This window comes from Micromonospora sp. LZ37 (genome assembly GCF_059359015.1).
Genome location: NZ_JCADBL010000004.1, coordinates 468,700 through 494,941 on the forward strand (window position 1 = coordinate 468,700; position 26,242 = coordinate 494,941).

Annotated in this window: 26 protein-coding genes and 2 tRNA genes; 14 read left to right on the forward strand and 14 right to left on the reverse strand. The window is 71.4% G+C overall.

Annotation, left to right across the window (positions count from 1 at the left end; translation table 11 throughout):
- Positions 1–64 precede the first annotated feature (64 nt).
- Positions 65–775 carry a class I SAM-dependent methyltransferase gene (locus AC5L3Z_RS12365; RefSeq protein ID WP_334533199.1) on the reverse strand — a complete coding sequence of 237 codons (711 nt, stop codon included), beginning with the start codon at positions 773–775 and terminating at the stop codon, positions 65–67.
- 208 nt (positions 776–983) lie between these two features.
- On the opposite strand from AC5L3Z_RS12365, the gene AC5L3Z_RS12370 reads away from it, so the two are divergent.
- Entirely contained in the window at positions 984–2,798 is a 1,815-nt protein-coding gene (locus AC5L3Z_RS12370) for a DUF6311 domain-containing protein (RefSeq protein ID WP_494841661.1), read from the forward strand.
- A gap of 13 nt (positions 2,799–2,811) precedes the next feature.
- Here the strand turns inward: AC5L3Z_RS12370 and AC5L3Z_RS12375 are convergent, their stop codons facing one another.
- Positions 2,812–3,591: an IucA/IucC family C-terminal-domain containing protein gene (locus AC5L3Z_RS12375; RefSeq protein WP_494841706.1), complete on the reverse strand. Its 780-nt coding sequence runs from the start codon at positions 3,589–3,591 to the stop codon at positions 2,812–2,814.
- 279 nt (positions 3,592–3,870) lie between these two features.
- Between AC5L3Z_RS12375 and AC5L3Z_RS12380 the strand changes: the two genes are divergently transcribed.
- Entirely contained in the window at positions 3,871–5,370 is a 1,500-nt protein-coding gene (locus AC5L3Z_RS12380) for a peptide deformylase (protein ID WP_494841662.1), read from the forward strand.
- A 96-nt stretch (positions 5,371–5,466) separates the two neighbouring features.
- Here AC5L3Z_RS12380 and AC5L3Z_RS12385 read toward each other — a convergent pair whose 3' ends face one another.
- Entirely contained in the window at positions 5,467–6,585 is a 1,119-nt protein-coding gene (locus AC5L3Z_RS12385) for a globin domain-containing protein (RefSeq protein ID WP_494841663.1), read from the reverse strand.
- A gap of 142 nt (positions 6,586–6,727) precedes the next feature.
- Here AC5L3Z_RS12385 and AC5L3Z_RS12390 point away from each other — a divergent pair, with 142 nt between their 5' ends.
- Positions 6,728–7,501 carry a CPBP family intramembrane glutamic endopeptidase gene (locus AC5L3Z_RS12390; protein WP_494841664.1) on the forward strand — a complete coding sequence of 258 codons (774 nt, stop codon included), beginning with the start codon at positions 6,728–6,730 and terminating at the stop codon, positions 7,499–7,501.
- 12 nt (positions 7,502–7,513) lie between these two features.
- Here the strand turns inward: AC5L3Z_RS12390 and AC5L3Z_RS12395 are convergent, their stop codons facing one another.
- Complete coding sequence (locus AC5L3Z_RS12395; RefSeq protein ID WP_494841665.1) at positions 7,514–8,473, reverse strand: hypothetical protein; 960 nt, start codon at positions 8,471–8,473, stop codon at positions 7,514–7,516.
- A 40-nt stretch (positions 8,474–8,513) separates the two neighbouring features.
- On the opposite strand from AC5L3Z_RS12395, the gene AC5L3Z_RS12400 reads away from it, so the two are divergent.
- The 3 genes from AC5L3Z_RS12400 (at position 8,514) to AC5L3Z_RS12410 (ending at position 9,485) form a co-directional block, all read left to right on the forward strand.
- Complete coding sequence (locus AC5L3Z_RS12400) at positions 8,514–8,867, forward strand: hypothetical protein (protein WP_494841666.1); 354 nt, start codon at positions 8,514–8,516, stop codon at positions 8,865–8,867.
- Between the two features lie 419 nt (positions 8,868–9,286).
- Positions 9,287–9,377: transfer RNA gene (locus AC5L3Z_RS12405), tRNA-Ser, on the forward strand.
- Between the two features lie 35 nt (positions 9,378–9,412).
- Positions 9,413–9,485, forward strand: a tRNA-Arg gene (locus AC5L3Z_RS12410).
- A 115-nt stretch (positions 9,486–9,600) separates the two neighbouring features.
- Here the strand turns inward: AC5L3Z_RS12410 and AC5L3Z_RS12415 are convergent.
- The gene (locus tag AC5L3Z_RS12415) at positions 9,601–10,020 is read right to left on the reverse strand and encodes a site-specific integrase (protein ID WP_494841667.1); all 420 of its coding nucleotides are present in this window, start codon (positions 10,018–10,020) and stop codon (positions 9,601–9,603) included.
- Positions 10,021–10,053: 33 nt separating this feature from the next.
- Between AC5L3Z_RS12415 and AC5L3Z_RS12420 the strand changes: the two genes are divergently transcribed.
- Entirely contained in the window at positions 10,054–11,028 is a 975-nt protein-coding gene (locus AC5L3Z_RS12420; RefSeq protein WP_494841668.1) for an NsdA family TPR-like regulatory protein, read from the forward strand.
- Between the two features lie 164 nt (positions 11,029–11,192).
- Here the strand turns inward: AC5L3Z_RS12420 and AC5L3Z_RS12425 are convergent, their stop codons facing one another.
- Positions 11,193–11,537 carry a hypothetical protein gene (locus AC5L3Z_RS12425; protein ID WP_494841669.1) on the reverse strand — a complete coding sequence of 115 codons (345 nt, stop codon included), beginning with the start codon at positions 11,535–11,537 and terminating at the stop codon, positions 11,193–11,195.
- A 325-nt stretch (positions 11,538–11,862) separates the two neighbouring features.
- On the opposite strand from AC5L3Z_RS12425, the gene AC5L3Z_RS12430 reads away from it, so the two are divergent.
- The 4 genes from AC5L3Z_RS12430 to AC5L3Z_RS12445 all read left to right on the forward strand — a co-directional run bounded on the left by AC5L3Z_RS12430 (position 11,863) and on the right by AC5L3Z_RS12445 (position 15,390).
- Positions 11,863–12,513: a DUF4241 domain-containing protein gene (locus tag AC5L3Z_RS12430; protein WP_494841670.1), complete on the forward strand. Its 651-nt coding sequence runs from the start codon at positions 11,863–11,865 to the stop codon at positions 12,511–12,513.
- Positions 12,514–14,184: 1,671 nt separating this feature from the next.
- Entirely contained in the window at positions 14,185–14,331 is a 147-nt protein-coding gene (locus tag AC5L3Z_RS12435) for a hypothetical protein (protein ID WP_494841671.1), read from the forward strand.
- Between the two features lie 102 nt (positions 14,332–14,433).
- Positions 14,434–14,997: a hypothetical protein gene (locus AC5L3Z_RS12440; protein ID WP_494841672.1), complete on the forward strand. Its 564-nt coding sequence runs from the start codon at positions 14,434–14,436 to the stop codon at positions 14,995–14,997.
- Between the two features lie 234 nt (positions 14,998–15,231).
- On the forward strand, positions 15,232–15,390 hold the full coding sequence (locus AC5L3Z_RS12445) for a hypothetical protein (RefSeq protein ID WP_334524113.1): 159 nt from the start codon (positions 15,232–15,234) through the stop codon (positions 15,388–15,390).
- Between the two features lie 188 nt (positions 15,391–15,578).
- On the opposite strand, the gene AC5L3Z_RS12450 is transcribed toward AC5L3Z_RS12445, so the two are convergent.
- The 3 genes from AC5L3Z_RS12450 to AC5L3Z_RS12460 all read right to left on the reverse strand — a co-directional run bounded on the left by AC5L3Z_RS12450 (position 15,579) and on the right by AC5L3Z_RS12460 (position 18,371).
- The gene (locus AC5L3Z_RS12450) at positions 15,579–16,001 is read right to left on the reverse strand and encodes a GNAT family N-acetyltransferase (protein ID WP_494841673.1); all 423 of its coding nucleotides are present in this window, start codon (positions 15,999–16,001) and stop codon (positions 15,579–15,581) included.
- Between the two features lie 136 nt (positions 16,002–16,137).
- Positions 16,138–17,121 carry a zinc-dependent alcohol dehydrogenase family protein gene (locus AC5L3Z_RS12455; RefSeq protein ID WP_494841674.1) on the reverse strand — a complete coding sequence of 328 codons (984 nt, stop codon included), beginning with the start codon at positions 17,119–17,121 and terminating at the stop codon, positions 16,138–16,140.
- A 230-nt stretch (positions 17,122–17,351) separates the two neighbouring features.
- Positions 17,352–18,371 carry a zinc-binding dehydrogenase gene (locus AC5L3Z_RS12460; protein WP_494841675.1) on the reverse strand — a complete coding sequence of 340 codons (1,020 nt, stop codon included), beginning with the start codon at positions 18,369–18,371 and terminating at the stop codon, positions 17,352–17,354.
- A gap of 301 nt (positions 18,372–18,672) precedes the next feature.
- On the opposite strand from AC5L3Z_RS12460, the gene AC5L3Z_RS12465 reads away from it, so the two are divergent.
- Both AC5L3Z_RS12465 and AC5L3Z_RS12470 read left to right on the forward strand, forming a co-directional pair.
- Complete coding sequence (locus AC5L3Z_RS12465; RefSeq protein WP_494841676.1) at positions 18,673–19,869, forward strand: hypothetical protein; 1,197 nt, start codon at positions 18,673–18,675, stop codon at positions 19,867–19,869.
- Positions 19,866–20,102 carry a hypothetical protein gene (locus AC5L3Z_RS12470; protein WP_494841677.1) on the forward strand — a complete coding sequence of 79 codons (237 nt, stop codon included), beginning with the start codon at positions 19,866–19,868 and terminating at the stop codon, positions 20,100–20,102. The genes AC5L3Z_RS12465 and AC5L3Z_RS12470 overlap by 4 nt, the downstream gene beginning before the upstream one ends.
- Before the next feature lie 49 nt (positions 20,103–20,151).
- Here the strand turns inward: AC5L3Z_RS12470 and AC5L3Z_RS12475 are convergent, their stop codons facing one another.
- The 4 genes from AC5L3Z_RS12475 to AC5L3Z_RS12490 all read right to left on the reverse strand — a co-directional run bounded on the left by AC5L3Z_RS12475 (position 20,152) and on the right by AC5L3Z_RS12490 (position 24,235).
- Entirely contained in the window at positions 20,152–20,724 is a 573-nt protein-coding gene (locus AC5L3Z_RS12475) for a GNAT family N-acetyltransferase (protein WP_494841678.1), read from the reverse strand.
- Positions 20,725–20,772: 48 nt separating this feature from the next.
- Positions 20,773–21,540 (reverse strand): DUF5984 family protein, encoded by a 768-nt coding sequence (locus AC5L3Z_RS12480; protein WP_494841679.1) that lies wholly within the window; start codon positions 21,538–21,540, stop codon positions 20,773–20,775.
- Positions 21,541–21,717: 177 nt separating this feature from the next.
- Positions 21,718–23,433, reverse strand: coding sequence for an arginine--tRNA ligase (gene argS / locus AC5L3Z_RS12485; protein ID WP_494841680.1), 1,716 nt, complete (start codon positions 23,431–23,433; stop codon positions 21,718–21,720).
- Positions 23,434–23,797: 364 nt separating this feature from the next.
- Positions 23,798–24,235, reverse strand: a complete 438-nt coding sequence (locus AC5L3Z_RS12490) for a PRC-barrel domain-containing protein (protein ID WP_494841681.1) — start codon at positions 24,233–24,235, stop codon at positions 23,798–23,800.
- Positions 24,236–24,395: 160 nt separating this feature from the next.
- Between AC5L3Z_RS12490 and AC5L3Z_RS12495 the strand changes: the two genes are divergently transcribed.
- Positions 24,396–24,647: an SCO4848 family membrane protein gene (locus AC5L3Z_RS12495; RefSeq protein ID WP_494841682.1), complete on the forward strand. Its 252-nt coding sequence runs from the start codon at positions 24,396–24,398 to the stop codon at positions 24,645–24,647.
- Between the two features lie 2 nt (positions 24,648–24,649).
- Here the strand turns inward: AC5L3Z_RS12495 and AC5L3Z_RS12500 are convergent, their stop codons facing one another.
- Positions 24,650–25,564: an NmrA family NAD(P)-binding protein gene (locus AC5L3Z_RS12500; protein WP_494841683.1), complete on the reverse strand. Its 915-nt coding sequence runs from the start codon at positions 25,562–25,564 to the stop codon at positions 24,650–24,652.
- Between the last annotated feature and the right edge of the window lie 678 nt (positions 25,565–26,242).

Here is a 26,242-nt window from a genome sequence, read left to right on the forward strand (position 1 = left end):
CGCGCCGTGCGGAAGCAGACCGGGCCCCCGCCGTCGGCGGGGGCCCGGTCTCAGTCGGCGTGGGTCAGGCGGGGACGCGGGCCACCGCGAAGACGGACTGGCCGAACGGGGGACGGATCCGCTGCTCGGCGGCCTTGGTGGCCGGGAGCACCAGGGTGTCGTAGACCTTGACCATGGGGCCCTCCTTCGGCATCAGCCGGAAGACCTTGGTCGCCATGAAGTAGCCGATGAGGCCCAGCGCGTTGGCGTAGTGCATGGTCTCGACGTGCAGGCCGGCCTCGGTCATCGCCGCGCCCAGCGTCTTCTTCGTGTAGCGGCGGACGTGTCCGGTGGCGATGTCCGCCGGGCTCATGGCGAACTGGAACGCCGGCACGATGATGATCACCTTGCCGCCCGGGCGGACCAGGTCGCGCATGCTGCGCAGCGCCCCCACGTGGTCCTCGATGTGCTCCAGCACGTTGTAGGAGACCGCCGCGCTGTAGTCGCCGCGCTCCGGGTGCGGCAGCAGCATCTGGCGTACCTCGATGCCGGGCTGGTCGGCGAGGCGCTCCTTGAGCGACACCAGCCGGTCCGGATCGGCCTCGGTCGCGGTGAACCGGGGGACGTGCGCCGACCACTCGAGCGCGTAGTCGCCGAGCCCGCTGCCGATCTCGATGGGGTTGTCACCGAGGTGGGGAACCGCCAGTTCGACGAACCATCTGCGATGGTTGACCGCGGTCGCCAGGCCCTCCAGTACCTCGGACTGGACGCGCTGATCCCCAGTGATTTCTGCCATGCGTCGATTCCTCACGATATGACTCGACCTGCGCCTGACCGACAGAGTGAACCATCCGCTTCAGCGGCGGAGGAATCGGGGCACCGTGGTGGCCGAAATGCGGTCGGGGGTGGGCACGTGATCGGCGGTCGGCGAACCCGGCACATAGTACGCCAGTCCCCCGAAACATGTCACGTCAGCTCGATGCCGTGACTACGCTCGAATTGCCATGACTACTCCCGAACCGGGCCCCGCGGGCGCGCGTCCCGGGGTCGGGAACGCCGAGCCCGGCGAACCACTGCGGGAGGGGCGGTGGCGGGACGCGGCCGCCGTGCTCAGCTACGTCCTGCTGGCCTTCTGGGTGACCGTGCGCCTCTGGTCGCGCCCCGGCGGCGCGCTCCGGGACAACCGGACCGACCAGTGGCAGTTCGAGTGGATGATGGCGCACGGCGCGCGCGTGGTGACCGAATTTGCCTATCCGTTCGCGTCGGACCGGATGAACGTGCCGGACGGCGTGAACCTGATGGCCAACACGTCCGTATTGTCCATTTCATTACCAATGACGCCCGTCACCGTCCTGTTCGGCCCGCACTGGTCCTTCCTGATCTTCCTCACCGCCGGGCTGGCCGCCACCGGGACCGCCTGGTACTTCCTCCTCTCCCGGGTGGTCACCCGCTCCCGGGGGCCGGCCTGGCTGGGCGCGGCGTTCTGCGCGTTCGCCCCGGCGATGGTGTCGCACGCCAACGGGCACCCGAACATCGTGTCGCAGTTCGTCGTACCGCTGATCGTCTGGCGCACCCTGCGGCTGGCCGAGCCGGGCCGCTGGCTCCGCAACGGCGTGCTGCTCGGCCTGCTCATCGTCTGGCAGGCCTTCATCAACCTGGAAATCCTGCTGATGACCGCGATCGGCCTCGCCGCGGTGGTCGGCGCGCTGGCCCTGCGCCGGCCCTCCCGGCGCCGGGACGCCAGGCCCTTCCTCGCCGGGCTGGGTGTCGCCGCCCTGCTCGCCGCCGCGCTGCTGGCCTACCCGCTCCACGTCCAGCTCTTCGGGCCCGGCTCCTACCACGGGCTCTCCCGGCTGATCCGGGGCTACCGCACCGACCTGGCCGCCTTCGTCGGGTACTCCCGGGAGTCGCTCGCCGGCGACGCCCGGTCCGCCGCCCCGCTGGCGAAGAACGCCACCGAGGAGAACGCCTTCTTCGGGTGGCCGCTGGTCGTACTCGTGGTCGCGCTGGTGTGGTGGCTGCGACGCAGCGCGGTGGTGCTCGGCCTGGCCGCCCTCGGCCTGCTCTTCGCGGTGCTCTCCCTCGGCCGGGAGGTGCAGCTCAACGGCCGGGAGACCGGTGTGCCCGCGCCGTGGGCGGCGCTGGAGGGCCTGCCGCTGCTGCACTCGGTGGTGCCCACCCGCTGGTCCCTGGCGCTCGGCCCGATCATCGGGGTGCTCCTCGCCCTCGGCGCCGAGCAGGCCCGGCGGCTGGCGGTGCGCCATCCGGCCGACCGGTCCCAGATCCGGTTCGTCGGGGTCACCGTCCTGCTGATGGCCCTGCTGCCACTGCTGCCCACCCCGCTGCCCACCACCCGCCCCGACCCCACCCCGGCCTTCGTCACCTCCGGTGCCTGGCGCCCGTACGTCGCCGGTGGGCGCAGTGTCGTCACCCTGCCGCTGCCGGACAACACCTACCCCGACCCGCTGCGCTGGAGCGCCCGGACCCGACTGGAGATGCCGCTGGCCCGCGGTTACTTCCTCTATCCGGACACCCGGCCGCAGGCGCCGGAGCCGGAGGTCGCACTCTTCGGCGCCCCGTTCCGCCGGACCAGCACCCTCGTCGGCCGGATCGCCAGGACGGGCGCCGTCCCGCCGATCACCCCGCAGGACCGGGCCGCCGCCGTGGACGACCTGCGGTACTGGCGGGCCGGCGTGGTGGTCCTCGGGCCGCACCGCCACGCCGGGGCGCTGGGCACGGCGATGACCGAGCTGACCGGGATCAGGCCGACGTGGGCCGGCGGGGTGTGGCTCTGGGACGTCCGGCCGCTGACGGACTGAGGACGGACGAGCCTCAGGAGGAGCGGACGCAGCAGCCCTGGCAGATCTTCGGCCGGGGCAGCGTGAAGGCCAGGCAGCAGGTGCGGCGCTGGACGGTCGGCTCGCCCGCCGCGTTCGGCACGATCTCGACCAGGTCGGCCAGGTCGAGCGCGTCGAGCAGGGTGGCGATGCTGCGCACCGAGGAGCCGGGCAGCACGTCCGTCGCGCGCAGGATGCCGTTCGCGATGCCGGAGGCCACCGAGCCGAGCAGCGTACGGGCGCCGACCCGGACCTCCGCCTGGATGGCGGCGATCATCGGAGCGAGGTGCGCGTCCAGCAGCGAGGCGCGCAGCACCCGGAGCAGCTCCGCCTCGTCGGCGACCACCCGCACCTCGGGCAGGCCGGAGAGCGCCAGCGGGTCGCCGGGGAGGACCGCCACGGCCGTCGAGCGGCGCAGTCCCATGGTGAGCAGTTGGTGGTGGTCCTCGAAGTGGATCAGGACGTCGGCGGGGTCGAGCAGCGGCACCCGACGGGCGGACGCCCAGCCGAGCACCACCGGCAGCGCCGTCCAGTAGCTGTAGGACTTCCAGGCCAGCGCGGCGCAGGCGTGCGGGGTGCCGCCCCAGCGCCGGGCCGCCGCGCGCAGGAAGTCGGGGAGCCGGGTGCCGTCGACGAGCGTGCTCGCCGGGCTCCAGCCGGCCTCGTCGGTGACCACCAGGCCCGGCGCGAGGCCGGGCAGGTCGAGGGTGCCGAACATGGCCCGCAGGGTGTCGGTGACCGGGGCGAGCGGAAGGGCGAGGTCCCGCCTCGGCATCACCGCTGTCACCTGGTCATCCCCCTGTCCGAAGTACCGTCCGTTGAGCTAAGGCTAGCCTAACCACAGTCGTCGGCCCCAGGGAACCCTCGCCAGGGACGGGGCGGGAGGCTCGGATCACTCCGCCGTCGGCGATGGAGCGGCCCTGGCTCCGCGTACTACCCGGCCGATGGGAGCGGAAACGCGGGCGTGTCAAGCCATATGTCGGATTAGCGCCAGTTCGGCTGCGGCCGGACCGGTGGAACATGAAGACTTGTCGTCCCGGCCCTGAGGAAGCTGATGACGACCTCCCCCCTGGAGCGGGCCGCCGAGTCCTTCGCGGCGGAGCTCGCCCGGCACCGGACGGGGCGCGGGCTATCCAAGAAGCAACTCGCCACCATGATGGGCTTCGACCCGTCGTACGTCAGCCACGTCGAAGGGTGCCGGCACCGGCCCACCGAGGACTTCGCCCGCCGCGCCGAGGCCGTCCTCGACGCCGACGGCGCGATCTGGCAGCGCTTCCGGGAGTACGACCAGCTGCGCCAGGCCCGCGCCGCGCCGGCCCCCCGGGAACCCGCGCCCACCGGCCGGTGGCTGCCACCCGGCACCGGCCTGCTCGTCGAACGCGAGACGGCCACCCTGACCCTCACCGACCAGGGCTACCGCTGCGTGATCCGCCGGCAGCTGCACAACGCCGGCGCCGAACCCGTCACCCGCTACCTGGTCCGGGTGGCCGTCGACCGTTGGCCCGACGACCCGGGACGCTCCAACCGGCACCACCGGGAACACCCGCTCACCTTCGCCGAACTCGGCCTGCGGGTGTTCCTCGACGACGGCCGCAGCCGGGAACCCATGCACTGGCGGGTCCGGCACGACCGCGACGCGTACAAGGAGATCTGGCTGCTCTTCGAGAACGCCGACGGCCCCTTCCCGTTGCACCCCGGCGAGCGGGCCGAGATCGAGTACGCGTACCGGGTCGGCCGGGAGAAGTGGGGCCCCTGGTTCCAGCGGGCCGTCCGGCTGCCCACCCGCCACCTCGCCGTGCGGCTGGACCTGCCGGCCGCGCTCGACCCCCGGGTCTGGGGCGTCGAGACCTCCCTCTCCGCCGACGAGGGCCCCCTGCGCACCCCCGTCCGCCGGCACGACCGGGGCGACCGGGCGGTCTTCGACTGGGCCATCGACGAACCGCCGCTGAACACCCGCTACCGCCTCCAGTGGCGGTTCCGGGGCGAACCGGCCGAGGCGGAACGCGCCACGCCGACCGGGCGGGCCGCCGACCGGCTGCACGCCCTCGGCCTGCTGCCCCGCGACGCCGACCAGCCCCGCCGCCCGGCCCGCCCCCTCGACCTGCCCACCGACGAGCCGCGGGCCCGGGAGGTGGCGGAGAGGTTGACCGCCCTGCTGGCCCGGGTCGACGAGCTGCACCCGTTCAGCGCCGGCCTGGGGCTCGCCGCGCCGCAGCTCGGAGTCGACGCCGCGGTGGCGGTGATCCGCCCCGCCGACCGCGCCGCCGAGCCGGTCGTGCTGCTCAACCCCCGGGTGGTCGACGCCAGCCCGGACACCGACGAGCAGTACGAGGGCTGCCTCTCCTTCGCCGACCGTCGGGGGCTGGTGCCCCGGCCGCTGCGGATCGACGTCGAACACGCCCGCTTCGACGGCAGCCGGATCATCACCTCGTACTCGTACGGGATGGCCCGGCTGGTCGCGCATGAGATCGACCACCTGGAGGGGCGGCTCTGGACCGACCGGATGGCACCCGGCGTGCCGCTGGTCCCCGTCGAGGAGTACCCCACCGTCTGAGTCCCCCGGCCGGCGGAGAACGAAAGGAAGGGGGGACCGGGTCGCGTGCCCCAGGGGGCGGAGGCACGCGACCCGGTCACGGGGGGAGGAAAGTCGCTACAGGTTGCCGAAGGTGTCGTACCGGATCCGCGGGGCCGGGACCTCGTCCTCGGCCAACGCCCGCAGGGTCGCCCGGACCATCGGCGCCGAACCGGAGACGTAACAGTCGTGCGTCGTCCACGGCCCGTACCGGGTGATCACCTCGGAGATGTCCCCGTGCTCGCCGTCGAAGTCCGGGTCGTCGCTGCACGCCGCGGTCACCGACAGCCAGGGGTGCGCGGCGACCAGCTCCGCCAGACCGGCCAGGCCGTACAGGTCGTCGCGGTGCCGGGCGCCGTAGAAGACGTGCACCCAGCGGGTCCGGTTCCAGCCGGTCAGCTCCTCCACCAGCGCCTTGACCGGCGCCAGACCCACCCCACCGGCGACGCAGAGGATGTCCCGGGTCGACTCCCGGTCCAGCGTCATCGACCCCATCGGCGCGGCGATCCGGAGCAGGTCGCCCGGCTTCGTCCGCCGCACCAGCGCGCCGGAGAGCCAACCCGCCCCGGCGGGCGTACGGACGTGGAACTCCAGCACGTTGTCGTCGTTCGGAGCGTTCGCCACCGAGTACGTCCGCCAGACCCGGGGCAGGTGCCGGGGCGCCTCGACGCTGACGTACTGCCCGGCCCGCCAGGTGAGCGGATGCTGGAGGGCCCGCACGGTCAGCACCGCGGTGTCCGCGCCGTACCGCTCGTGGGTGAGCACCTCGGCGTGCCAGAACGGCGGGTCGTCGTCCGCCGCCGCCCCGGCCAGCATCTTCTCGCTGATCGCCGCGTACGCCTCCCGCCAGGCCTGGTCGTACTCCAGGTTCCAGCCGTCGCCGGCGGTGCTGCGCAGCGCATCCAGCAGCGCGACGCCCATCGTCTCGTAGTGGGCCGCGTCCACGTGGTACTTGCGGTGGTCCCGGCCCAGCGCGCCCAGGTACTCCCCGAAGCTCTCCGGGTCGTCCACCACCTGCGTCGCGGTGACGATCGCGTCCAGGAGCCGGTCGCGCTGACCGGACATCTCCGTCGGGAAGAGGTGCCGCAGGGCCGGGTCGAGGAGGAACGTCCGAGCGTAGAAGTGACCGATCAGCCGGTCCCGGTCCTCCTCGACCAGGGTCCAGCTCTCCTTCAACAGTCGCGCGATGTCGTCCACGGGGCGCTTCTCCTCCTGACGGCGGATCGGGCCCGCATAGAATGTCCACGGAGCGTGTGCACCGGTCGCACACAATGTGCGATCGCCTCACCTGGCCCGTCGACCGGTGCCGTCGGCCCCCGTCGTCGGGCAGAGTGGTGCGGTGACCGTTGAGGAGCTCACCCGCCCGGTGTCCCGCTGGGTCCTCGGCACCGAGACCGTGCTGGTCCTCGGCCTGTCGCTCGGCAAGTCGGCCGTCTACGCGATGGTGTCCATCGTCGCCGCGCTGAGCGCTGCCGGGCCGCTCTCCGCGCAGACCGCCGCCCTGAACCGGTCCGCCTCGCCCCGGCCCTGGCTGGACCTGACGTACCAGCTGCTCGGCATCGCCTTCGCGCTGCTGCCGGTGCTGCTCGCCGTACACCTGCTGGCGCGGGACCCCGGCGACCCGGCGCGGACGCTCGGGGTCGACCTCTCGCGGCCCGGCCCCGACCTGGCCCGGGGCGCCGGCCTGGCCGCGCTGATCGGCCTGCCCGGCCTGGCCCTGTTCTGGGCGGCGGCGCAGCTCGGCGTCAACGCCACCCTGGTCCCCGCCGCCCTACCGGACCTCTGGTGGGCGGTGCCGGTGCTCATCCTCGCCGCCGTGCAGAACGCGGTGCTGGAAGAGGTGATCGTGGTCGGCTACCTGGTCACCCGGCTGCGCCAGCTCCAGTGGCGGCTCGGCGCGATCGTCGCGACGAGCGCGCTGCTGCGCGGCTCCTACCACCTCTACCAGGGCTTCGGCGCGTTCCTCGGCAACGCCGTGATGGGGGTCGTGTTCAGCCTCTTCTACCTGCGCACCCGGCGGGTGATGCCGCTGATCGTCGCGCACACCCTGCTCGACGTGGTCGCCTTCGTCGGGTACGCGCTGCTGCCGGAGAAGTGGTTCACCTGGCTCTGACCACCGGCCCGCTCACCCGGTCCTGACCGGGCGGTAGACGGCCACCGCCCGGGCGGCCAGCCGCTCCGCCGCCGCCGCGTCACCGGCCGCCGCCGCCAACACCGCCGCCCCCGGCAGCAGCCGGGACGCCAGCCGCAGCGCCGCCCAACCACCGGCCTGCACGGCCAGCGGCGCCGCCAGCCGCCAGGCGGCCTCCGCCGCGCGCGCCCACGGCCGCTCCCCCGGACCGTCCGCCGCCCGCGCCGCCGCCAACGCGGACCGGGCGCTGTCCTCGTCCGGGTGCACCTGGGTCAGCACCAGCAGCTCCACCGCCCGCTCCGGGTCCAGCGGGTCCCGCCCGTACGCGGCGGCCACGTGCAGCACGAGGCCGGCCTGCGTCCACAGCACCGCCGCCAGCTCCGCCACCGGGGCGAAGAACCCGGCCAGCGCCGCGGCCGCGCCACCGACGCCGGCCCCGCGCACGAAGCGCCGGGTCGCCAGCCGCGCCAGGCCGTCCGGACCCGCTTCCGGGTACGTCCCACGCAGCCGCTGGGCCCAGTCGCGGGCGCCCGGCCCGATCCCCTCGACGGCCGCCAGCGCCAACAGCTCCGGCGCGAACCCGGGGTGGTTCAGCAGCCGTACCCGCAGCGCGGCCAGCCCCGGTGCCGCGCTGCGGCCGGCCAGCGCGTCCGGTCCGCTCGCGGCGGGACCCGGCGGGTCGGCCGGAGGCGAGGTCGGCGTAGCGGCCTGCTTGGCCGGGGCGGCCTTTCGCCGCGTCGCCTTCTTCGGTGACGCGGCCTGCGGCGGCGTGATCTCCGGCCCGCTCATCTCCTGCGGCCCGGCGTCGGGGTCGGTGTGCTGTCGGGCGGCGGTCCGCTTCGCCGGGGCGGCCTTCCGCCTCGCCGGCGCGGTCGTGCCGGCACCGGCCTGTTCCGCGCCCTCGGCACCCGCCCTGCTCGGCCCCGCCGGGGCCGGGTCGGCCGTGGCCGGCACCTGTGGTGCCGACGCGTCAGCTGGGGCGGAAGTGACACCGGTGAGCTTGGCCAGGGCGCTGGAGCCCGTCGGTGGGGTCGGCTCGGCCGCTGCCGCGTCCGTGTGCGGTGGATCACCGTCCGGTGCCGGCGCTGCCTTCTTCGAGGTGGCGGCCCTCTTCGGCGTCGCCTTCCTGGCGGCCGGAGCGGGTCGGTCCGTTCCGGGCGCCCGCCGCGACCCCGGCGTGCCGGTCCGGGTGGCCCGGCCGGTGGTCTCCGGCGTCTCCTTCGCGGTCCCGGTCTGTGCGGTGGTTCCCTGCGCGGTCTCCTCAGCCGGCATTCTCTGCGTGGTCGTTTCCGGCGAGGTAGGTCCCGTTCCGGTCGCTCCGCTTCCGGTCGGTCCGGTGCTGGTCTGATTGGTGGCGGCGGGGCCGTCGGAGGAGGGGCCGGAGACGTCGTCGCGGGCGGGCTGGCGGGGCAGTGGTCGGTCGGCGGCCGGTGGCTGGAACAGCACCGCCGGAGCGGCCTTCGACCGCGCCCGCCTCTGCGCCGGCGGCTTCTCCTCGGCAGCGGGTGGGGAAGCCTTCGCCGGCGTGGGCGGCGGAGTGAAGGTGGCCTTCGGGGAGCGGCTACGCGCCTGCCCGCGGGGATCGCGGCGGGGCGGATCGCTCGGCGGCTGCTCCTGCATGTCGATGGAGCGTAGTCGCGAACGTGACATCGCACACGGTGGAAACACGTCGGCCCGGGGACCGGTTCTCGGCGTCCGAGGTAGCCGCTTTGCCCCGGGTGGGGGCGGACCTGTATCCTCGTCCGCGGTGGTCCGCAGGATCACCGGGGAGACTTCGCCTAGTCTGGTCTATGGCGCCGCACTGCTAATGCGGTTGGGGTCTTAAAGCCCCTCCCGGGTTCGAATCCCGGAGTCTCCGCGCGAAAGTTGGTTGTGTAGACTGGCTGAGCACGAGCGCCCGTAGCTCAATGGATAGAGCATCTGACTACGGATCAGAAGGTTAGGGGTTCGAGTCCCTTCGGGCGCACAGAGCAAGGGGAAGCCCCCGACCAGCCAAAACGGCAAGGTCGGGGGCTTTTTCATGTCCGCTGAAATCAGGCTTCGAGCGGCCGTGGGAGCCAAGCTGGGAGCCACCGGGTGCCTCACTGCCCGAACAGCGCACGGGACATGGCCGCCGCAGCAGAACGGCGGTCACCCTCCATCAGGTGCCCGTAGACATCCTTGGTGATCGCGATCGACGTATGCCCGAGGACTTCCGACACCACATGCAACGGGGTGCCCTGGGCAAGCATGAGCGACGCACCAGAATGGCGAAGCTCGTGCGGGTGCCAGTGCCCGAGCCCGGCCCGCTTGCACAGCGCCGAGAACCGGTGGGAGAAGTTGTCCGGATCGAGCGGCGTACCGACCTCGCTGGGGAAGACCAGGCCGTGATCCTGCCACGCCTCACCGGCGGCCAACCGTTCCTCCGCCTGCCGCGCCCGATGCCGACGCAACAGCTCCACCAGCTGGGGCGTGAGGTACAGCGTCCGCCGGGAGCGTCGCGTCTTGAGCTCGCTGACCACCAGGCACGTACGCCGACCGGTCACAACGAGCGGATGGGCAGGCTGCTGACGGCCTCCGTCAAGGACTCACTCCGGCTGCTCACCGCCGCCGAGGAGCGCCACGACCTGGCCCAGATCAGCGACGGTGTGGAGGGATTGGCGATCGCCTACCTCGGAGCGCCACCCGGCCCGATGCTGCAAGACGCCGTCGAGCTGCGCGGCGAGATCCTGCAACGGCTGCGCGACCGCCACTACGCTCCGCACGAACTCAAAGATCTCTACCTCCTGCTGGGCAGGCTGCAAGGCGCACTGGCATACGCCGCCCTCGACCTGGGCAGCGCCGACGCAGCCATGACCCACGCAGACGCTGCATGGACCTGTGCGGAACACGCTGGAGATAACGAGCTGCGCGCGTGGACACGCGGCACCCAAAGTCTGATCGCACGTTTCCAGGGCGACTACGGCCACGCCCTGGACTACGTGCACGACGGACTGCGGTACAAGGCAAGGGGCACCGGCCGGATACGGCTGCTCTGCGGCGTGGCTCAGTGCCATGCCAATCTCGGCGACTCCACAGGCGCGAACCGCACCCTTGACCTAGCGCAGACGGAGCGGGAGGAGCTTGCCAGCACCGACTCCGTGGATGGCCTCTTCGGCTTCTCTGTCGCCAAGCAGCACTACTACGCGGGGAGCAGCCTGATTTGGCTGGCGGGTGGGGCCGACGCGGAACGAGCTGCCCGAGAGGCGGGGCGGGCTATCGCGCTCTGGGAGAAGGAGCCTCCGGAGAGCAGGTCCTTGGACGACGAGGCCCTGGCCCACGTCTACCAAGGAACCGCCTTCCTGCAAGTCGGGGACCTCGACTCCGCCACTGCCGCCATCCGGCCGATTCTCGATCTGCCAGCGGACCGCCAAATCTCCTGGATCAAGAAGCGGCTCGGAAGATTCGCGGCGATGCTTCGCGCCGAGCCATACCGAGGGGCAAGCGCGGCGGACGACCTATACGAAGAGATCCGCAACCTAGGCGGGTAGACGTCCGGCGATGGTCACTGTCTAGTCCCACCTGATGCTTGACGGATCCGTCCCGGCACACGCTTGAGGGCCGACCTAGGTTCGCCGATCACCTTCGGTGCTAGCCAAGCCCTCTGACGGCGCACTCAAATTCCGATGACGGAGCGGTGAGCGGGGCCGACGAGTCAAGCGGGCTGGATGTCGAGCAGCTCGGGTGATGGGAGCTCATCGGGATCTGTGTCCCCGACGCCGACCCACTCGATGCCGCCTAGGACCTCCCCCCGATGGGGGTCCTCGATCGTGTAGAGGAACAGGCCGTCATCGGAGGCTGTGACCGCCGCATTGGCACGTATCGCCATCCCGTGGCCGCGACCGTGCTGGAAGTCGATGGAGGGGCACCCGCAGTCGCACCTGCCGACGACGACCACGTCCGCCGCCTGGCGCCGCAGGCCTTCGACGCCGTCGAAACCAACGGCCAGCAGCGCCTCAAGCACTGCGCGCTCTCGCTGAGTCAGCGGCCTCGGGTCCATGGCAATGATCGTCCCACCGGCGACGGCGTCAGCGTCCCCTACTGCCCGCGATGCGGGCTCCCATTGCAGTGAGTACCTGCACAACATCTAGAGGATCATGTCAAGCGTCTGGTGGGACGCCGATGTCAAGCATCAGCCGGGACACGACATCCGGCGACGGTCACTGTCTAGTCCCACCACATGCTTGACGAATCCGTCCCAGGACATGCACGACAGCCGGCCTTGACGGCACGACCAGCCCGGTGACGATGGGTGACAGCCGAGCTTGGCATGATCGCTGCCAGTTCCCTGGGGTGTGCGCTGTGCTGGTAGCGCTGGAGGATGTATGCCATACCTGCCTGACCTGACCACGGTGTTGGTCGACGGTGCTCGGATCACACAAGACGGCGTCGAGTACGTGATCAAGGCGCATCCGGTTGGCATGGTGACGCTTCCGAGCGGTCAGGTTGTCGGTTGCGATCCGTTGATTGCCCCCGACACAGCGGCGCCGTTCACGGTGACGGTCGAGCCTGGCCGGTATCGACTGGCCGCGTGGGTCGCTGCGGTCCACCAGAGCGGGAGCGAACCGCAGGACCGCACAGCCGCTCTCCAGCTCGTTGTCAAGGATCAGCCGACGGTGCGCTGGGAGCCGGCGCTGACGGACGGGCAGGAGCCCGTCGAACTGGGAGCGGACGGGTTCTTCGGCTATCCCGTCGACGCGGGCGTGGGCACACTGGCAGACGCGGTCGCCGTGCGAGCGCTGGCCCGCTGGGAGTTCGACCAGGTGGACGAGGTCTTCATCCCGGCGCAGGTGCCGCCCGCACCTGCCGCTGTCGATGCGATTACGGATGAAGCGACCGGAGCGAACGTGATCATCGTTAGCTCCGGGTGGGGCGACGGCATCTACCCGACCTTCATTGGTTATGCCGCCGACGGCGAGGTAACCAGCTACGTCACCGACTTCCTGGTCATCCCAGACCAGACGGCAGAAGTCTGATCCAAACCGCTGCCGCTGCACTTAGCCCTCCGCGGCGTCGCTTCATAGCCCGATCAAGCGCACACTCCGCATCTCTGTCGCGGACCGTGAGGGCCTCTGTGACGTCTCTCGCGGATCATGTCAAGCATCTGGTGGGACGCGAGTGTCAAGCATGTCCCGTGACGGGACAATCCGGCGACGGTCACAGACTGCCGAATTGCGCTCTATCAGATCAAGGCGGCCCGCAAGCGGGCCGCGCCGGCCCGGCCCCGGCCTGCTGGCGACCTCCGGCCGGCATCGGCCGGGCCGGCCGGCCACAATGACGGATGACAAGACCTTGAAGACCTCGGGGCGCTGCCCCGAACCCCGGCCCTCCTCAGAGATGCCGCCGCAGATCACCTCGTCGGGCACCACAAGGGCTACCAGCCTCCCCGGACGGGGCCAAGGTCGTTCGTCCGGTAGGGCGCTCCACCTTGTCCCCGTCCGGGGAGGCTGGACGGTCTACGACTGCCCGACGAGGAGATCCGCTCTACCGTAGGACGTCATGTTGCGAGGCTGCGACGAACGACTCGATCCGCTCCAGGTCGTCGGGTTGGAGGCCGCGGTTTGACTTGGGCGCGATGAGAAGTGCTTGCCCGCTGGCGGTCAACTCGTTACGTAGAGGGCCCGGTGGGGGCAGCGCCTCGTCGTCAGTCCAGACAAGTTTGCGCCCCTCGGCCAGCACGGTGCGAGCCGCAGCAAGCTTCAGCGGCCAACAAGCAGGACCCCGTGGCATCGGATCAGCGGTGATCGCCCGAGCCAACGGGGGGAGGTGCCACAGGTACTCAAGCCGGCTCGCATCGGGGCACCAGGTGGTGCACCAACGGATGTCCACGGTGCCGGAAGCACGGAGCGACCGGATCCGGTCGATCAGAGCTGGCGCCCAGCGCACAATGTATGACACCTGGTCGGTGTCCGACCAGACCATGCTCTTCCGGGGTGGCCCGCCCCAGCCTGGCCGGTTCGCGTTGATAACCCCATCCACGTCCAGCAACCACACTGGGCGTCCGGGAGGCAGGTCAGATGCTGCCTCGTCACCATTCAATCCGGCCACGCCCGCACAGTAGAGGAACGGCGGCAGGGGCCGAACCGGATTTGGCCGCGCCTGCTCGCGCAGTCCGCATCTGGTCCGCAAGAGGTCGGCGGATAGCGGGGGAGCGGTGTGAGATGTCGAGACGTATTTCCGCTGCTAGACCGCCATGTGCCCAGGCCGGCCGATCGCCCATTTGATCTCGTAATGCGTAGGTTGCCGACCCTCGCCCGGCATGAGCCGGCGGGCCATCCACGGGCCACAAGGTGGTGTCACGGGAGGCCAAACGAGGCCACCGCCGACCTGGTCCACGAGGCGAAACGCTGTGTCTCGAACCAGTCTTGTGAGATTCCCAAGCTGACAGTCTGGGAGCCACCCGTGGGAGCCACCGGAGCGGACTGGAGTGGACTGGACCGGACGGATCGAGTTGCCGAGCGCCCGAGGACCAGGACCAGGCGGACCGACTCGGACGGGCTAGACATGGTCTTGGGAATCTACGGATCAGAAGGTTAGGGGTTCGAGTCCCTTCGGGCGCACAGCAGGTCAAGGGCTGGTTTCCCGTCATGGGAGACCGGCCCTTTGATCTTTCTGCCCCGGCTGATTCCGGCCGCGGTGCCCCTTTGGTGCTCGGCAGTGGAAAGCGGGTGTTCGCCGGGGGCACCGTGCCCGCGGCCCTTCGGCTCACCGAGTCGGTCACCCACTCCAACGGCACGCTGCAACTGACATACGAGGCGGCAGGCACCCCGGCGTACGGCAATCTCGCCCTTTAGGGCCTGGATCGGCGTCGGCGTCGGCGTCTGAGCTGGCTTGACGAGTTTGGGCGTGTCGAGATCGGAACACCGAAACAACGGCCGGCACTAGCATCCCTCCTCATGACTACGCAGACGCCCACGACGGAGCTGGCCCGGCGGCGCATTCCCGTCGTCGTCGTCGGGTCCAGCCTGCTGCTGGCGCTGAGCGGTCTGGCACGGCTGGCGCAGGTGGCGGCAGAGGCGGTCAAACAGGACGCGTACTCGAAGGCGCACGAGGTGGTCGGCATGCCGGGCGCCTTTGCCGCTCTGCCGATGGTGTTTCTCATGGGTGTCGGCCTGCTCGTGTCGCTGGTCGCACTCGGCCTCCTGGTGCTGGCGTTGGTCAACCTCGGCGGCTGGAACTGGACCCGGATCGTCACCTGGATCATCGGCGGCGTGACGCTGGTGGTGGCAGCCTGCTGGCTGGCCCTTGCCCTCCTCCCGGCTCCCCCGGGAGAGGTCCCGGACAGAACCGACTGGGACAGGGTCGATGCGATCGCGGGTCAGTTGACACCCGCGTGGGTTGAGCCCGTCGCCACCTTTTCGGGGATCGTGGCGTCGCCCGCGCTGCTGGTCTCCCTCGTCCTGCTCGCGCTGCCGCCTGCCAACGCCTTCTACCGGTGGCGGCACTCGGTCCTGGGGTAGCCCTTCCTCTCGTTCCTCAAATTCGACGCGTCGGCGGGTCACTTCGTCACCAGGGCGTCGAGCGTCTCGACGACGCCAAGGAGTTCCCGGATGGGGCAACCTCAACGTCATCACCCGCAACGCCGCCGGGGCCGGGCGGGCGGGTGAGGCCGTTTGCGCCTCCCGTCGCAGGGAAGGCGACGGGCGACATTGGCGCGGAGCCGCCCGCGCCACCGCAGGCACGGGGAGGCCGACATGAGTGACCGGGAACGGCTGCACGATCTTCGACAGCAGGCCCACGACGCGGGCATCGAAGGCAACTCCAAGATGACCGAGGAGCAGTTGCGCGAGGCGCTGCGGAAGGTCGGCAAGGGCGAACGGCCCCAGATGGCCAAGCACGAGGCCAAGCGGTAATGAGGGGGAGCGGCGCCGGCGCCCGTCGGGGTACCGGCACCGCTCGCGGTTCAGTTGACGGTGGCAGCAGGTCCGGCAGGCCCGCTCGCGGGCGCACCACGCGTCGGCGCAGCCCAGGTTCGGAGACGGGCCGGCCATCCCGGCCTCACGAACCGCTGTCCAGCTTTGAAGGCCGCAGCACGAATCGGTCAGGCCAGGGACACGGCACCCGGGTCGTGGACATACCGCGTGATCCACAAACGCGGAATCACCTCCTGCTCGCCCGCGGCCACGAAGCCGAGCCCGTCGTAGAGCGCGCGGGCGGAGACATTGGCGCGCGCGGTGGCGACGACGGTACGGCGGTGGCCGGCGCGTACGAGCACCTCACGCACCAGGGCTCTGCCCACCCCGCGCCGGTGACAGGCCGGGTCGACCACCAGCCGGTGAACGTCGACCTCGGCGTCGGTCTCAGCCCAGGCGATCGCTCCGACGAGACCGGCGTCGAAGGCTGCCAGCCACCGCAGTGGCGCCAGGCGCAGCTCGTCCAACGTCTCGTGCAACGGCGGGATCCGATCGTCACCGATCACCGCGGCCTCCACCGCGTACGCCGCACGCTGCACGGACAACAACACCCGGGCCAGGCGATCGTCACCGCCGGGCGTCACCTCACGGATATTCACAGGGACAGATCATCCCCGGCGTCACTGTCGGGCCCCAACGACAGTGCTCGCTGTCCCGCACGTCATCGCCGGGCGGGCGGAGGGCTGATCACTCGACGTCGACCACGATCTTGCCGGTGCTGGCGCCCGTCTCCACGGCGGCGTGCGCGTCGGCGACGGTGGCGAGGGTGAACCTTCGGGGGTCGAGCAGTGGCCTCAGCACACCCGCATCGGCCAGCGCACTCGCCTCGCGCAGGATCCTCCCGTGGTGCTCGCGTCCCCGGCCGGTCAGCATCGGCAGCAGGGTGAAGACCCCGGAGTAGGTGGCGCCGCGGAACGACAGCGGTGCCAGGGAGTGGGTGCCCCAGCCCAGGGCGCTGACCACGTGGCCGGTGTAGGTGCGGACCGCGGTGAAGGAGAGGTCGAGGGTGGCGCCGCCGATGGTGTCGAAGACCACGTCGAAGCCGTCGCCGCCGGTGTGCTCGGCGACGTAGTCCTGTGCCGGGGTGGTGGTGTGGTCGATCGGAGTCGCGCCGAGCCGCGCGATGGTCTCCAGGCTTCGGGTCGATCCGGTGGCGAAGACCTCGGCACCGCGCGCGCGGGCGATCTGGATGGCCACGTGCCCGACACCGCCGGCCCCACCGTGCACCAGCACCTGCTGGCCCGTCCTCACCTGTGCCCGGTCCACCAGCGCCTCCCACGCGGTGACGACGGCCAGCGGCAGCGCTGCGGCCTCGCGCAGGGTCAGCAGCCCCGGTTTGCGGGCGAGCAGCCGGGCGTCCATGGCCGCGTACTCGGCGAGCGATCCCTGAAGATCGCCGACGCCGCCGGTGAGTCCGTACACCTCGTCGCCCGGGGCGAAGCCGGTGACCTCCGGGCCGACCTCCGCCACGACCCCGGCCAGGTCCAGACCGAGTACGGCCGGCAGGCGGTTCCGGGCGTGGGCGGCCTTACCCGCCCGGATCTTGGTGTCCAGCGGGTTGACGCCGCTCGCCGCGACCCGCACCAGTAGTTGTCCGGGACCGGGTACGGGTTTCTCGATCTCGTCCAGGGCCAGCTGGCCACCGAACTCCCTGAGCACCACCGCGCGCATGACGCGACCTCGCCTTCCAGTGATGACGCGCCTGCCCCGGATGGCTCCGCCAGCCACGTCGGTCGGTGCGCCGCGATCGCACGGGCCGCCGAGTCCAACTCTGCCTCGGCCGCCACCGTGACAAGGGGGCAGCCGAGAAAACCGTCCCCTGACTCGGGGTGGATCACGGGACCCGGGGCGCGACGCGCTGAGACGACACGCCGCGCCCGTCCCGGGCCGAGGGTGCTCGGTCAGATGCGGACGAGGACCTTGAGAGCCTCGCGGCTGTCCATCGCCCGGTACCCGTCGGGCACTTCGTCCAGGCCGATGGTGCGGTCGAACACCTTGCCGGGCTCGACGGTGCCCTCGAGGACGCCGGGCAGCAGCTCGTCGACGTAGGCGCGCACCGGAGCGGGCCCGCCGGTCAGGGTGAGGTTGCGGCCGAACATGCCCCAGCCGATCGGCCCCTCGTCGTACTGCGGAACCCCGACGCGGCTGATCACGCCGCCGGCGCGGACCACGCCGAGCGCCTGCTCGTACGCCTCGCGGTAGCCGACCGCCTCCAGCACCGCGTGCGTGCCGTCACCGCCGGTCAGCTCCCGCACCCGGGCGATGCCCTCCTCGCCGCGCTCGGCGACGACCTCGGTGGCGCCGAACTCGATGCCGAGGTCGGTGCGGGCCTTGTGCCGGCCCATCAGGATGATCCGTTGCGCGCCGAGCTGCCGGGCCGACAGCACCGCGAGGAGGCCCACCGCCCCGTCCCCGATCACGGTGACGGTGGTACGCGGGTCGACGTTGGCGCGCTTGGCCGCGTGGTAGCCGGTGGCGTACACGTCGGAGAGGGTCAGCAGCGACGGCAGCAGCGGCGAGTCCTCCCCCACCGGCAGCGTGACCAGGGTGCCGGCGGCCTGGGGTACGCGGACGAACTCGGCCTGGGCGGTGCTGAAGAACCCTCCGTGGCGGCAGGAGGTCTGCACGCCCTCCCGACAGAATTCGCAGGTGTTGTCCTGGAACGCGAAGGGTGCCACCACCAGGGCGCCCCGCTTCAGGCCGGCCACCTCGGAGCCGAGGTCCTCGACGACGCCGAGGAACTCGTGCCCCATCGGTGACCCCCGCCCCGACGCGGGCATGGTGTGGTACGGGTGCAGGTCACTGCCGCAGATGCAGGTCCGGACGACCCGCACGATCGCGTCGGTGGGCTCCTGGAGCACCGGGTCGGGCACGTCCTCGACCCGCACGTCCCCGGCCCCGTACATCAGAGTCGCTCGCATGAAGTTCCTTCCGGGTTGTCTTTTCCCTGCCAATACCCGCCGCGGCTGCGGCAAGCCGCCCGGACGCCTCGGCGCGGGCTTTCATTGGTGACACCCAGCAGAACAGGTGCTCGTGGGGCGAGGGGAGAGTCTGTCGTTACCGGTACTGCGAAAACCTGCGGCGAGGTCTGCGGGTGGCGGGTCCCTCGCTGATCATCACCAGCGGGTGGGCGAATCGGGACTGGCGGCGCACGGCGCAGGAAAGAAGGCGGGGAAGCCTATGTCACTGAGATCGAGACGCGCGGCTGTCGCGGCGTTGGCAGTGGCGATGGCTCTGGCAGGATGCACGTCGCGTTCTCCCTCGGGCCCTCAAGAGTTCTTCAACCGCGCGGTGGTGCCGGAGAGCGAGGCCATGCTGGGTGATGCGGTCATGGCGTTCTTCGTCGGGCCCCAGAACTCGGAGATGTACCCGGTGACCGGGGAGGTGCACGAGCCGGGGTATCTGGTTCTGGTGAACGCTCAGGGCGCCTTCCGTGCCGTCAAGACCAGGCGTATGGACATGATGGCACCGGTATGGTCCGTGCACGGTCTGTACTTCGCCGACGAAGGTAGCGACTACCACATGACGGCATCCGGGTTCACGAAGGCCGGAAACCCCAAGGCCACCGCGCAGAACCTGATGTTCGCGCTGCCGGACGGTGGAGCGGTGGGGGTCTACAACGGCGGGCACGGTGCCGACGGTGGATACGCCAACCAGGTCGCCGTCACCACCGGAGGCGACGCGCGCCGGTACGACGTGCAGGGCAACTACTTCACCGGTGCCGTCTGCGGTGGCCAGGTCTTCGGGCTGACCGATACACCCGGGACGCACGCGGGTGAGGCACCCGATCTTCCCGGCATGAAGTCCACCAGGGACCCGGCCGCCAGCCCGCAGATGCTGGCCCGCCTCTACCCGGCGGACGGCGGTGAGAAGGTCGTTGCCTGGCGACCGCACTTCGGCGGGGGAACCCCGATCGGGCAGGTCCCCTGCCACGACGGCGTGATCACTTTCCTGTCCTGGGACACCGATGCCGATGGCCGCGAACAGGCGAAGATTATTTCCTGGGACACCGCCACCGGGAAGTACCGGGCGCACCCGCTGACCTTTGACGACGGCACGCAGCTGAATCTCGACGACTTCGGCTACGTCGTGCAGGACTGGCGGGACGGCCGGCTGCACTGGGTATACGCCGACGGCCGGGTGTTCTCCACCGACAGCGCCACTGGGAAGACCACCACCCGCTTCGACACCGGGCTCGAAACCGGTGTGGGACGTCCCATGCAGACGCTCTTCGCGTTCTCCGACACTCAGCTCCACGCGCTCAGTACGTCTCCCGGCGCCGACGGTGACATCACGTCCACCGTCTTCGACCGCGCCACAGGCGGCGTCGTGCGCAAGGTGTCCGTGCCCATTCCCAACACCGGCATCAACGTGACCTACCTGAACCTCGCACGCATGACAGTCCGCCCTACGACGTGATCGAGCGCGACCCCCTGCCGTCGGCGGCGCTCGGTGACATCGCGGACGTGCGTCGCCACGGCGAGGAACGTGCCTTTCCCCTGCTGGTCTGGCCGAGCTTCGGTGCCGAGCCGACGCCCGTGGCGCAGGCCCGGATCGTCGCCGCCGACGTGCTGGCCGCCGAGGGCCTGTGGTGCGAACCCGGCGATGAACTCGACCTGCACTTCGCCATTCACGATCTGCGCCCGGCCTGAGTATCGGGCGTGGCGGGCAGCACCCGCCGAGCCTTGCTACTGGCTGCCCTCAGCGGGCCGGCTGATGCATGATCCAGGTGGGCAGGGGTGCCGTCACGACGCGCAGCACCTGCCAGCCGGCGCGACGGTACAGCTCGACGTTGGCGGTGTTGCTGGTCTCCAGGACCGCCGGCAGGCCGTCCGCGGCGGCGCGGCGCAGCCCGGCCCGCATGACGGCGTGCCCCCAACGACGACCGGCGTTGTCGGGGTGGGTGCCCAGGACGCCGAGGTACCAGAACGGGGCGGTCGGCAGTGCCGAGTGCACGGCCTCGTCGTAGGCACGGACGCGGGCCAGCGCGTCGGTGGGGAGCTGCGCGGCGAGATTGTCTCCCGGTGGCTGGTTGTCTGTCGCGGGAGGCTCCCAGATCGCGACCGACGCGCCGCGCTCGATCGTCCAGACCGTCCCCTTGTGCACCCGCTTGTCGAAGAGGTGCCCGAAGAAGGCGGCGGCGTGCAGCGGATAGGTCGCCTCGTCCGGGAACAGGTACCGCAGGACGGAATCCTTGGTGAAGGCCGCGACCAGTGAGGCGATGACGCGGGCGCGGTCTGTCGGGGTGGCGGTGGTGATTGCAGGTGCGGTCACCACAGTGACGCTAGCGGTCGACGTCGTTCGCTTCGATCGGTAATCGGATCAACTGCCGGTGTCCCGGAGCGGCCAGGATGAGATCTCGGTGATGCCGGACCGTACCCGGTCCCAGTCGACCCGCCGGGGAACCGTCAGGCGGTCCGCCAGCCAACGGCTCCGCTGCCCATGCTCGGCACGCAGCGTCTCCAGGTCGAGTTCCACCTCCGCCAGCGGCCCGGTCCGGGCCAGTTCAGCCACCCGCTCGCCCATCGCTGCGATGAGCCGACGGTCGAGCTCGCGCACCGCCGCGAAGAACTCGGCCGTCGGCATGCTCACCTGCAGCAGTTCCGGCCCGTCGAAGGTGTCCCGGCCGGCTGGCCGGACTCGCTGGTTGATGGTCACCAGGTCCCGTCCGGCAGCCTCGTGGCGCCAGCAGGTGATGATCGGCGCGTCGGTCAGGTAGCCCACATCGAGCTGGTGGTCGCCCTGGAGGTCGAACGCCGCGTCCACGTCGGCACTGACGTCGTCGGGTATCTCCCTGCCCGGGAAGCTCCCGTCCACGAAGTGGACGACGTCGGCCGGCACCGGTTCGGCCAGAGCCCAGCGCAGGACCAGGAGGTCCTCCCAGAGCCGGGCCACGTAGTAGTCCGGACAGGGGCGGCTCAGGCGCCACCGGTCCACTGCCCGTTCGCCGTATCGGAGCAATCGGTGACCGTCGGCCTCGATCCAGTACCAGCCGCTGGTCAACCCGAACCAGTGCAGCGTCCGCCGGTCGCCACCCCACGGCGGTACGTCGGCGAGCGGCCGGAGCTCGAACTGGATCCGCAGCACCACTCATCTTCTCCCCATCAGTGGTGCCAGCCCGACGAGGGCCGACAGGTGGCCCGCCCGGCTTCCACCGCGGAGCGGAGCCGGGCGAGCATGGTCGATCCCGCCGGTATGGCGGACATCGGCATCCCACCCTCGCACACCCTTCCAGGTCTACTGCGGGAGCGGCCGGGGCCGGTGGGGTCACATCCGCTCGGGAGTGCGGATGCCGAGGAGGTGCAGCCCCTGCCGCAGGGTCCGGGCGGTCAGGTCGGCCAGCACCAGCCGACTGTCCCGCAGCTCCCCGGAGGCGCGCAGCACCGGGCACCGCTCGTAGAACGCGCTGAACGTGCTGGCCAGCCGGTACAGGTAGCCGGTGAGCTGGTGGAACGCCAGGGTCCGCTCGACCTGGCCGACGACCGCGGCGAAGCCGGCCAGCTCGAAGGCGAGCGCCCGCTCGGCCGGCTCGACGAGGAGGATCGCCGCGTCCGGTCGCGCGGCCGTGCCGGCCCGCCGGAACATCGACCGGATCCGGGAGTACGCGTACTGCAGGTAGGGCGCGGTGTTGCCGTCCAGCGACAGCATGCGCTCCCAGTCCAGGACGTAGTCCCGGCCCCGGTCGGTCGCGAGGTCGGCGTACTTGATCGCCCCGATGCCGACCGCCCGGCCGATCTCGGCGATGGTCGCCTCGTCCAGCTCCGGGTTCTTGGCCCGGGTCAGCTCGACGGCCCGGGCCACCGCCTCCTCGAGGAGCCCGACGAGCTTCAGGGAACCGCCGGCCCGGCTCCGCAGCATCCGCCCGTCGGGGCCGAGGATCGAGCCGAAGCCGACGTGCTCCGCCCGGGTCGGCGACCGCAGCCAACCGGCCAGCTCGGCCACCGCGTACACCATCTCGAAGTGCTGCCGCTGCGGCAGGCCGACCACGTAGAGCAGCCGGGTGGCGCCGAGGTCGGCGGTCCGGTGCCGCAGCGCGGCCAGGTCGGTCGCCGGATATCCGTACCCGCCGTCGCGCTTGCGCACGATCAGCGGCAGCGGCTCGCCGTCCCGACCGGTGAAGCCGGGCGGGAAGACGCAGGCGGCGCCGTCGCTGGTCCGCAGCAGTCCGAGCCGGTCCAACTCCTCGACGGTCGGTGCGAGCCGGTCGTCGTAGGCGCTCTCGCCCCGGAAGTCGGCCGCGGTGAGGGTGACGTCGAGCAGGGCGTAGACGGTCAGGAAGTACCGCTCGGACTGCGCCACGAGCAGCCGCCACAGCCGCAGCGTCCGCTCGTCGCCACCCTGCAGGGCGACCACCCGCTGCCGCGACCGTTCCCGGAACGCCTCGTCGGCGTCGAACTTGCGCCGCGCGGCCGTGTAGAAGGAGTCCAGGTCCCCCATGGACAGCTCCTGCGCCGCCTCGGCCTCGCCCAGGTCGAGCAGGTGCTCGATCAGCATCCCGAACGGCGTTCCCCAGTCGCCCAGGTGGTTGACCCGCAGCACCCGGTGCCCGAGCCAGTCCAGCAGCCGCACCGCCGCGTCGCCGATGACGGTGGAGCGCAGGTGCCCGACGTGCATCTCCTTGGCCACGTTCGGTGCCGAGTAGTCGACCACCACGGTCTCCGGCGTCGGCGTCACCGGCACGCCGAGCCGGTCGTCGGCCGCGAGCTCCGCGACCAGGGCGGCCAGCGTCCGGTCGGTGACCGTCAGGTTGAGAAAGCCCGGCCCGGAGACCTCCGCCGTGCAGACGTCGTCCAGGGCAGCGAGGTCCCGCACCTCGGCGGCGATGTCCCGCGGCGGGCGGCCGAGCCGCCGGGCCAGCGCCAGCGCCGCGTCGGACTGGAAGTCCGCCCGTGGGGAGCGCCGCACGACAGGGTCGACCGGGCCGCCGGCCACGGTCGCGAACGCCGGCGCCAGCCGGTCGGTGAGCAGCTTTTCCAGATCCATGGGTACGCCGATCTCGCTCGGTCCGCGCCGTCACGCGGATCTCCGAAGGGGGGAGAGTGCGGGCGGACCGAGGACGATCGGCGATGACCGGCGGCTCGATCCGCCGGTCGCAGGGAAGGGGTCAGCGCGGGCGGGCGACGGATCGCCGGCGTCGCTCCGCACCGACCGCGACGTCGTACGACGTGTCGGTGGTGTGGGCGATCGCGCTGGTCATGGGAGGAGCCTAGCGGGCAGGCCGGGGCGGGTACAGCGGATACCCCGACCGGCCCGATGGTCGTACCGCCGCTCAGGTCGGCGTGGTCGCGGCCCTGCGGCTGCGGGCGGGGCGGCGCCGTGTGGTCGGCTGTGCGGCGTGCGGGCCCGCTCAGCCCTTCCGGTAGCTCTGCTCGTAGTAGCTGCCGACCTGCTCCCGGTACTCCGGCCTGGCGAAGTCGTCCGGGTCGAAGGCGGGTGACTCCTTGACCTGCTCCCGGGTCCGGTCGACGTGCACCACCCGCTCCAGGTGGTCGACGCGGGCGATCGTGCCCACCGGCAGCAGCACCTTGCGCCCGAAGATCCACGGGCCGGTGTCGACCACCAGCCACCGCGCGCCGGCGTCCTCGCTGGCCTCGTCGATCGCGCCGATCCGGCCGTCGGTGGCCTCCACCCGGTAGCCGGTCAGGTCGACCGGGGTCCCCGGACCGGGAGCGTCCGGCCCGTCGCTCTCCGGCCGGTCCCGGGGCTCCTCGGCCGGGTCGGCCCGGTCGTACCCCCCGGCGAGCGCCGTCGGATCGCGCCAGGTCCACGGGTTGAACGGCTGCATCAGCACACCTCCGGTTCGTCGTCGCTCCTCCCGATCTGTGCCCTCGGCACCACCGGTGGAAACGATCGCGGCAATCTCCCGGAGCGGGTGCGTGACCGGGCGGCGCGACACCGGTCGCGGCGGGGGAAGGTCGGCCCGCCCGCTGGCATACTCGCCACTCATGGTGCTGTCGCGCGGCTGGTCCCTCTTCCTCCTCGCGGTCGGGGTGTGGACCTGGCTCATCTGGCCGAGGTTCGGGCTCGCCATCTGGAACGACCCACGCGCCTGGTCGACCGGGACGGTGGGCGAGGGCGCCCCGACCGGGTTCCTCTGGGTGCACGCCCTGCTGATCGCCGCGTCGCTGGCCATCGGCACCACCGTCGGGGTGCTCGGCGTCCGCGGCTGGCGGGCGGCCCGCCGGCCCACCGGCTGACGTCAGCCGCCGTTCCGCGCGGTCGGCCGCCGACCGTCGGTCGCGGTGGCCGGCCGGTCACCAGCGTGTCCGGGTACGCGCAGCCAGGCGGCCCGTTCGTCGTGGACGAACTGCGCGAACCCGATCGGCGGCCGGCCGAGCAGGTCACGGACGTCGGTGGTGACGCCGGCGGCGAGGCCCAGTCGGCAGGTGGTGTGGAGCGCCAGCGTCACCAGCGTCATCCCGGCCGGCATGCCCTGCCCGCGCGCGCTGCGCCAGTACCGCAGCGGCCCCACCGGTACGTACCGGATCGGCCGGCCCAGCTCCGCGGTCAGCAGCTCCGCCGCCTCGCCGTAGCCGAGCGCCCGGGAGCCGGTCGGCGTGTACGCCCGCCCCGCGTGTCCCGCCTCGGCGAGCGCCAGTGCGGCGACTGCGGCGACGTCCCGGACGTCGCCGACGGAGGTCCTGCCGTGTCCGGCGGGGAGCATGATCTCGTCCCGGTCGCGGATGTCGGCCGCGTGGGTGGTGGAGAGGTTCTGCATGAAGAACGCCGCCCGGACGAAGGTCCACTCCAGGCCCGACCCGCGCAGCCACTTCTCCAGGGCGTGGTGCGGGACCACCGGATTCCTCTCGGCACCCTGCAGGGAGAGCAGGACCATCCGGCGTACGCCGAGCTGCCGCGCCCGCTCCAGGGCGGGGAGCATGTCCCGCTTCACGTTGCCGAGCTGCGGGGGCCGCATGAGGAACATCCGGTCCACGCCGGCGAACGCCGCGTGCCAGGTGTCCGGATCGGTGAAGGAGAACGGCACCGCCTCGTCCCAGGGGCCGGTGGCGCCCGGTTCGTTCGCCGCCGCTCGTACCGGGTGTCCGCCGGCTCGCAGAATCCGGGCGACGTGCCGCCCGGCTCGACCGGTCGCGCCGGTGACCAGGACTGTCATGCCCCAACGGTGGCCGGGAAGAAGGCGCTGGGGGAGGGCGTTACTCCCTGACAGAGCGGGCCGTTCGTCCCGAGGCCCCGCCCCCCGAACCGTCTTGACCAGCCGAGATAGGCGATCGGGGATGGTGTGACGCGGGACGCTACCCACGGATTTGACGATCAAACCCGCAGACGCGTAACTTTCTCTCTGCCAGCGCGGAACGGGGCAAACGGGACGAAGGTCCTGGATGGCCGAACCGGACTGGCGCCGGGTCGAAAAGGGGTACGCTCCTGACCGACACGGTCCGGGCGGTTGCCCGCCGGAAACGCCGCGAGGCGGATTTGGCGGAGCGGAACTGACCGGGTAAGGTTGTCGACCGGTAGGGAACCGGGCGAGCTAGCGGGAGACCGCAGCGGCCGGCCTACCAAATCCGATGATCAGCACAGCGGTTCGCCGCTGCGCGCGGTCAGCGGTGCCAACCCGTACGAAGCGTGACAGACCGGGACACACCGGTTGACACGGGGAAGACGGTGAGGTAAGGTAGTAAAAGTGCCCGGCGCGAGAGCGGCGGACATGAACGAAATGCCCCGGACGGGGGCTCCACGGTGTGGGGTTTCTCGGCGGTGTGTGGTTGTTCTTTGAGAACTCAACAGGGTGCTAGATAAGCCAGTGCCAATTATGATTTATACCCCGGACTGG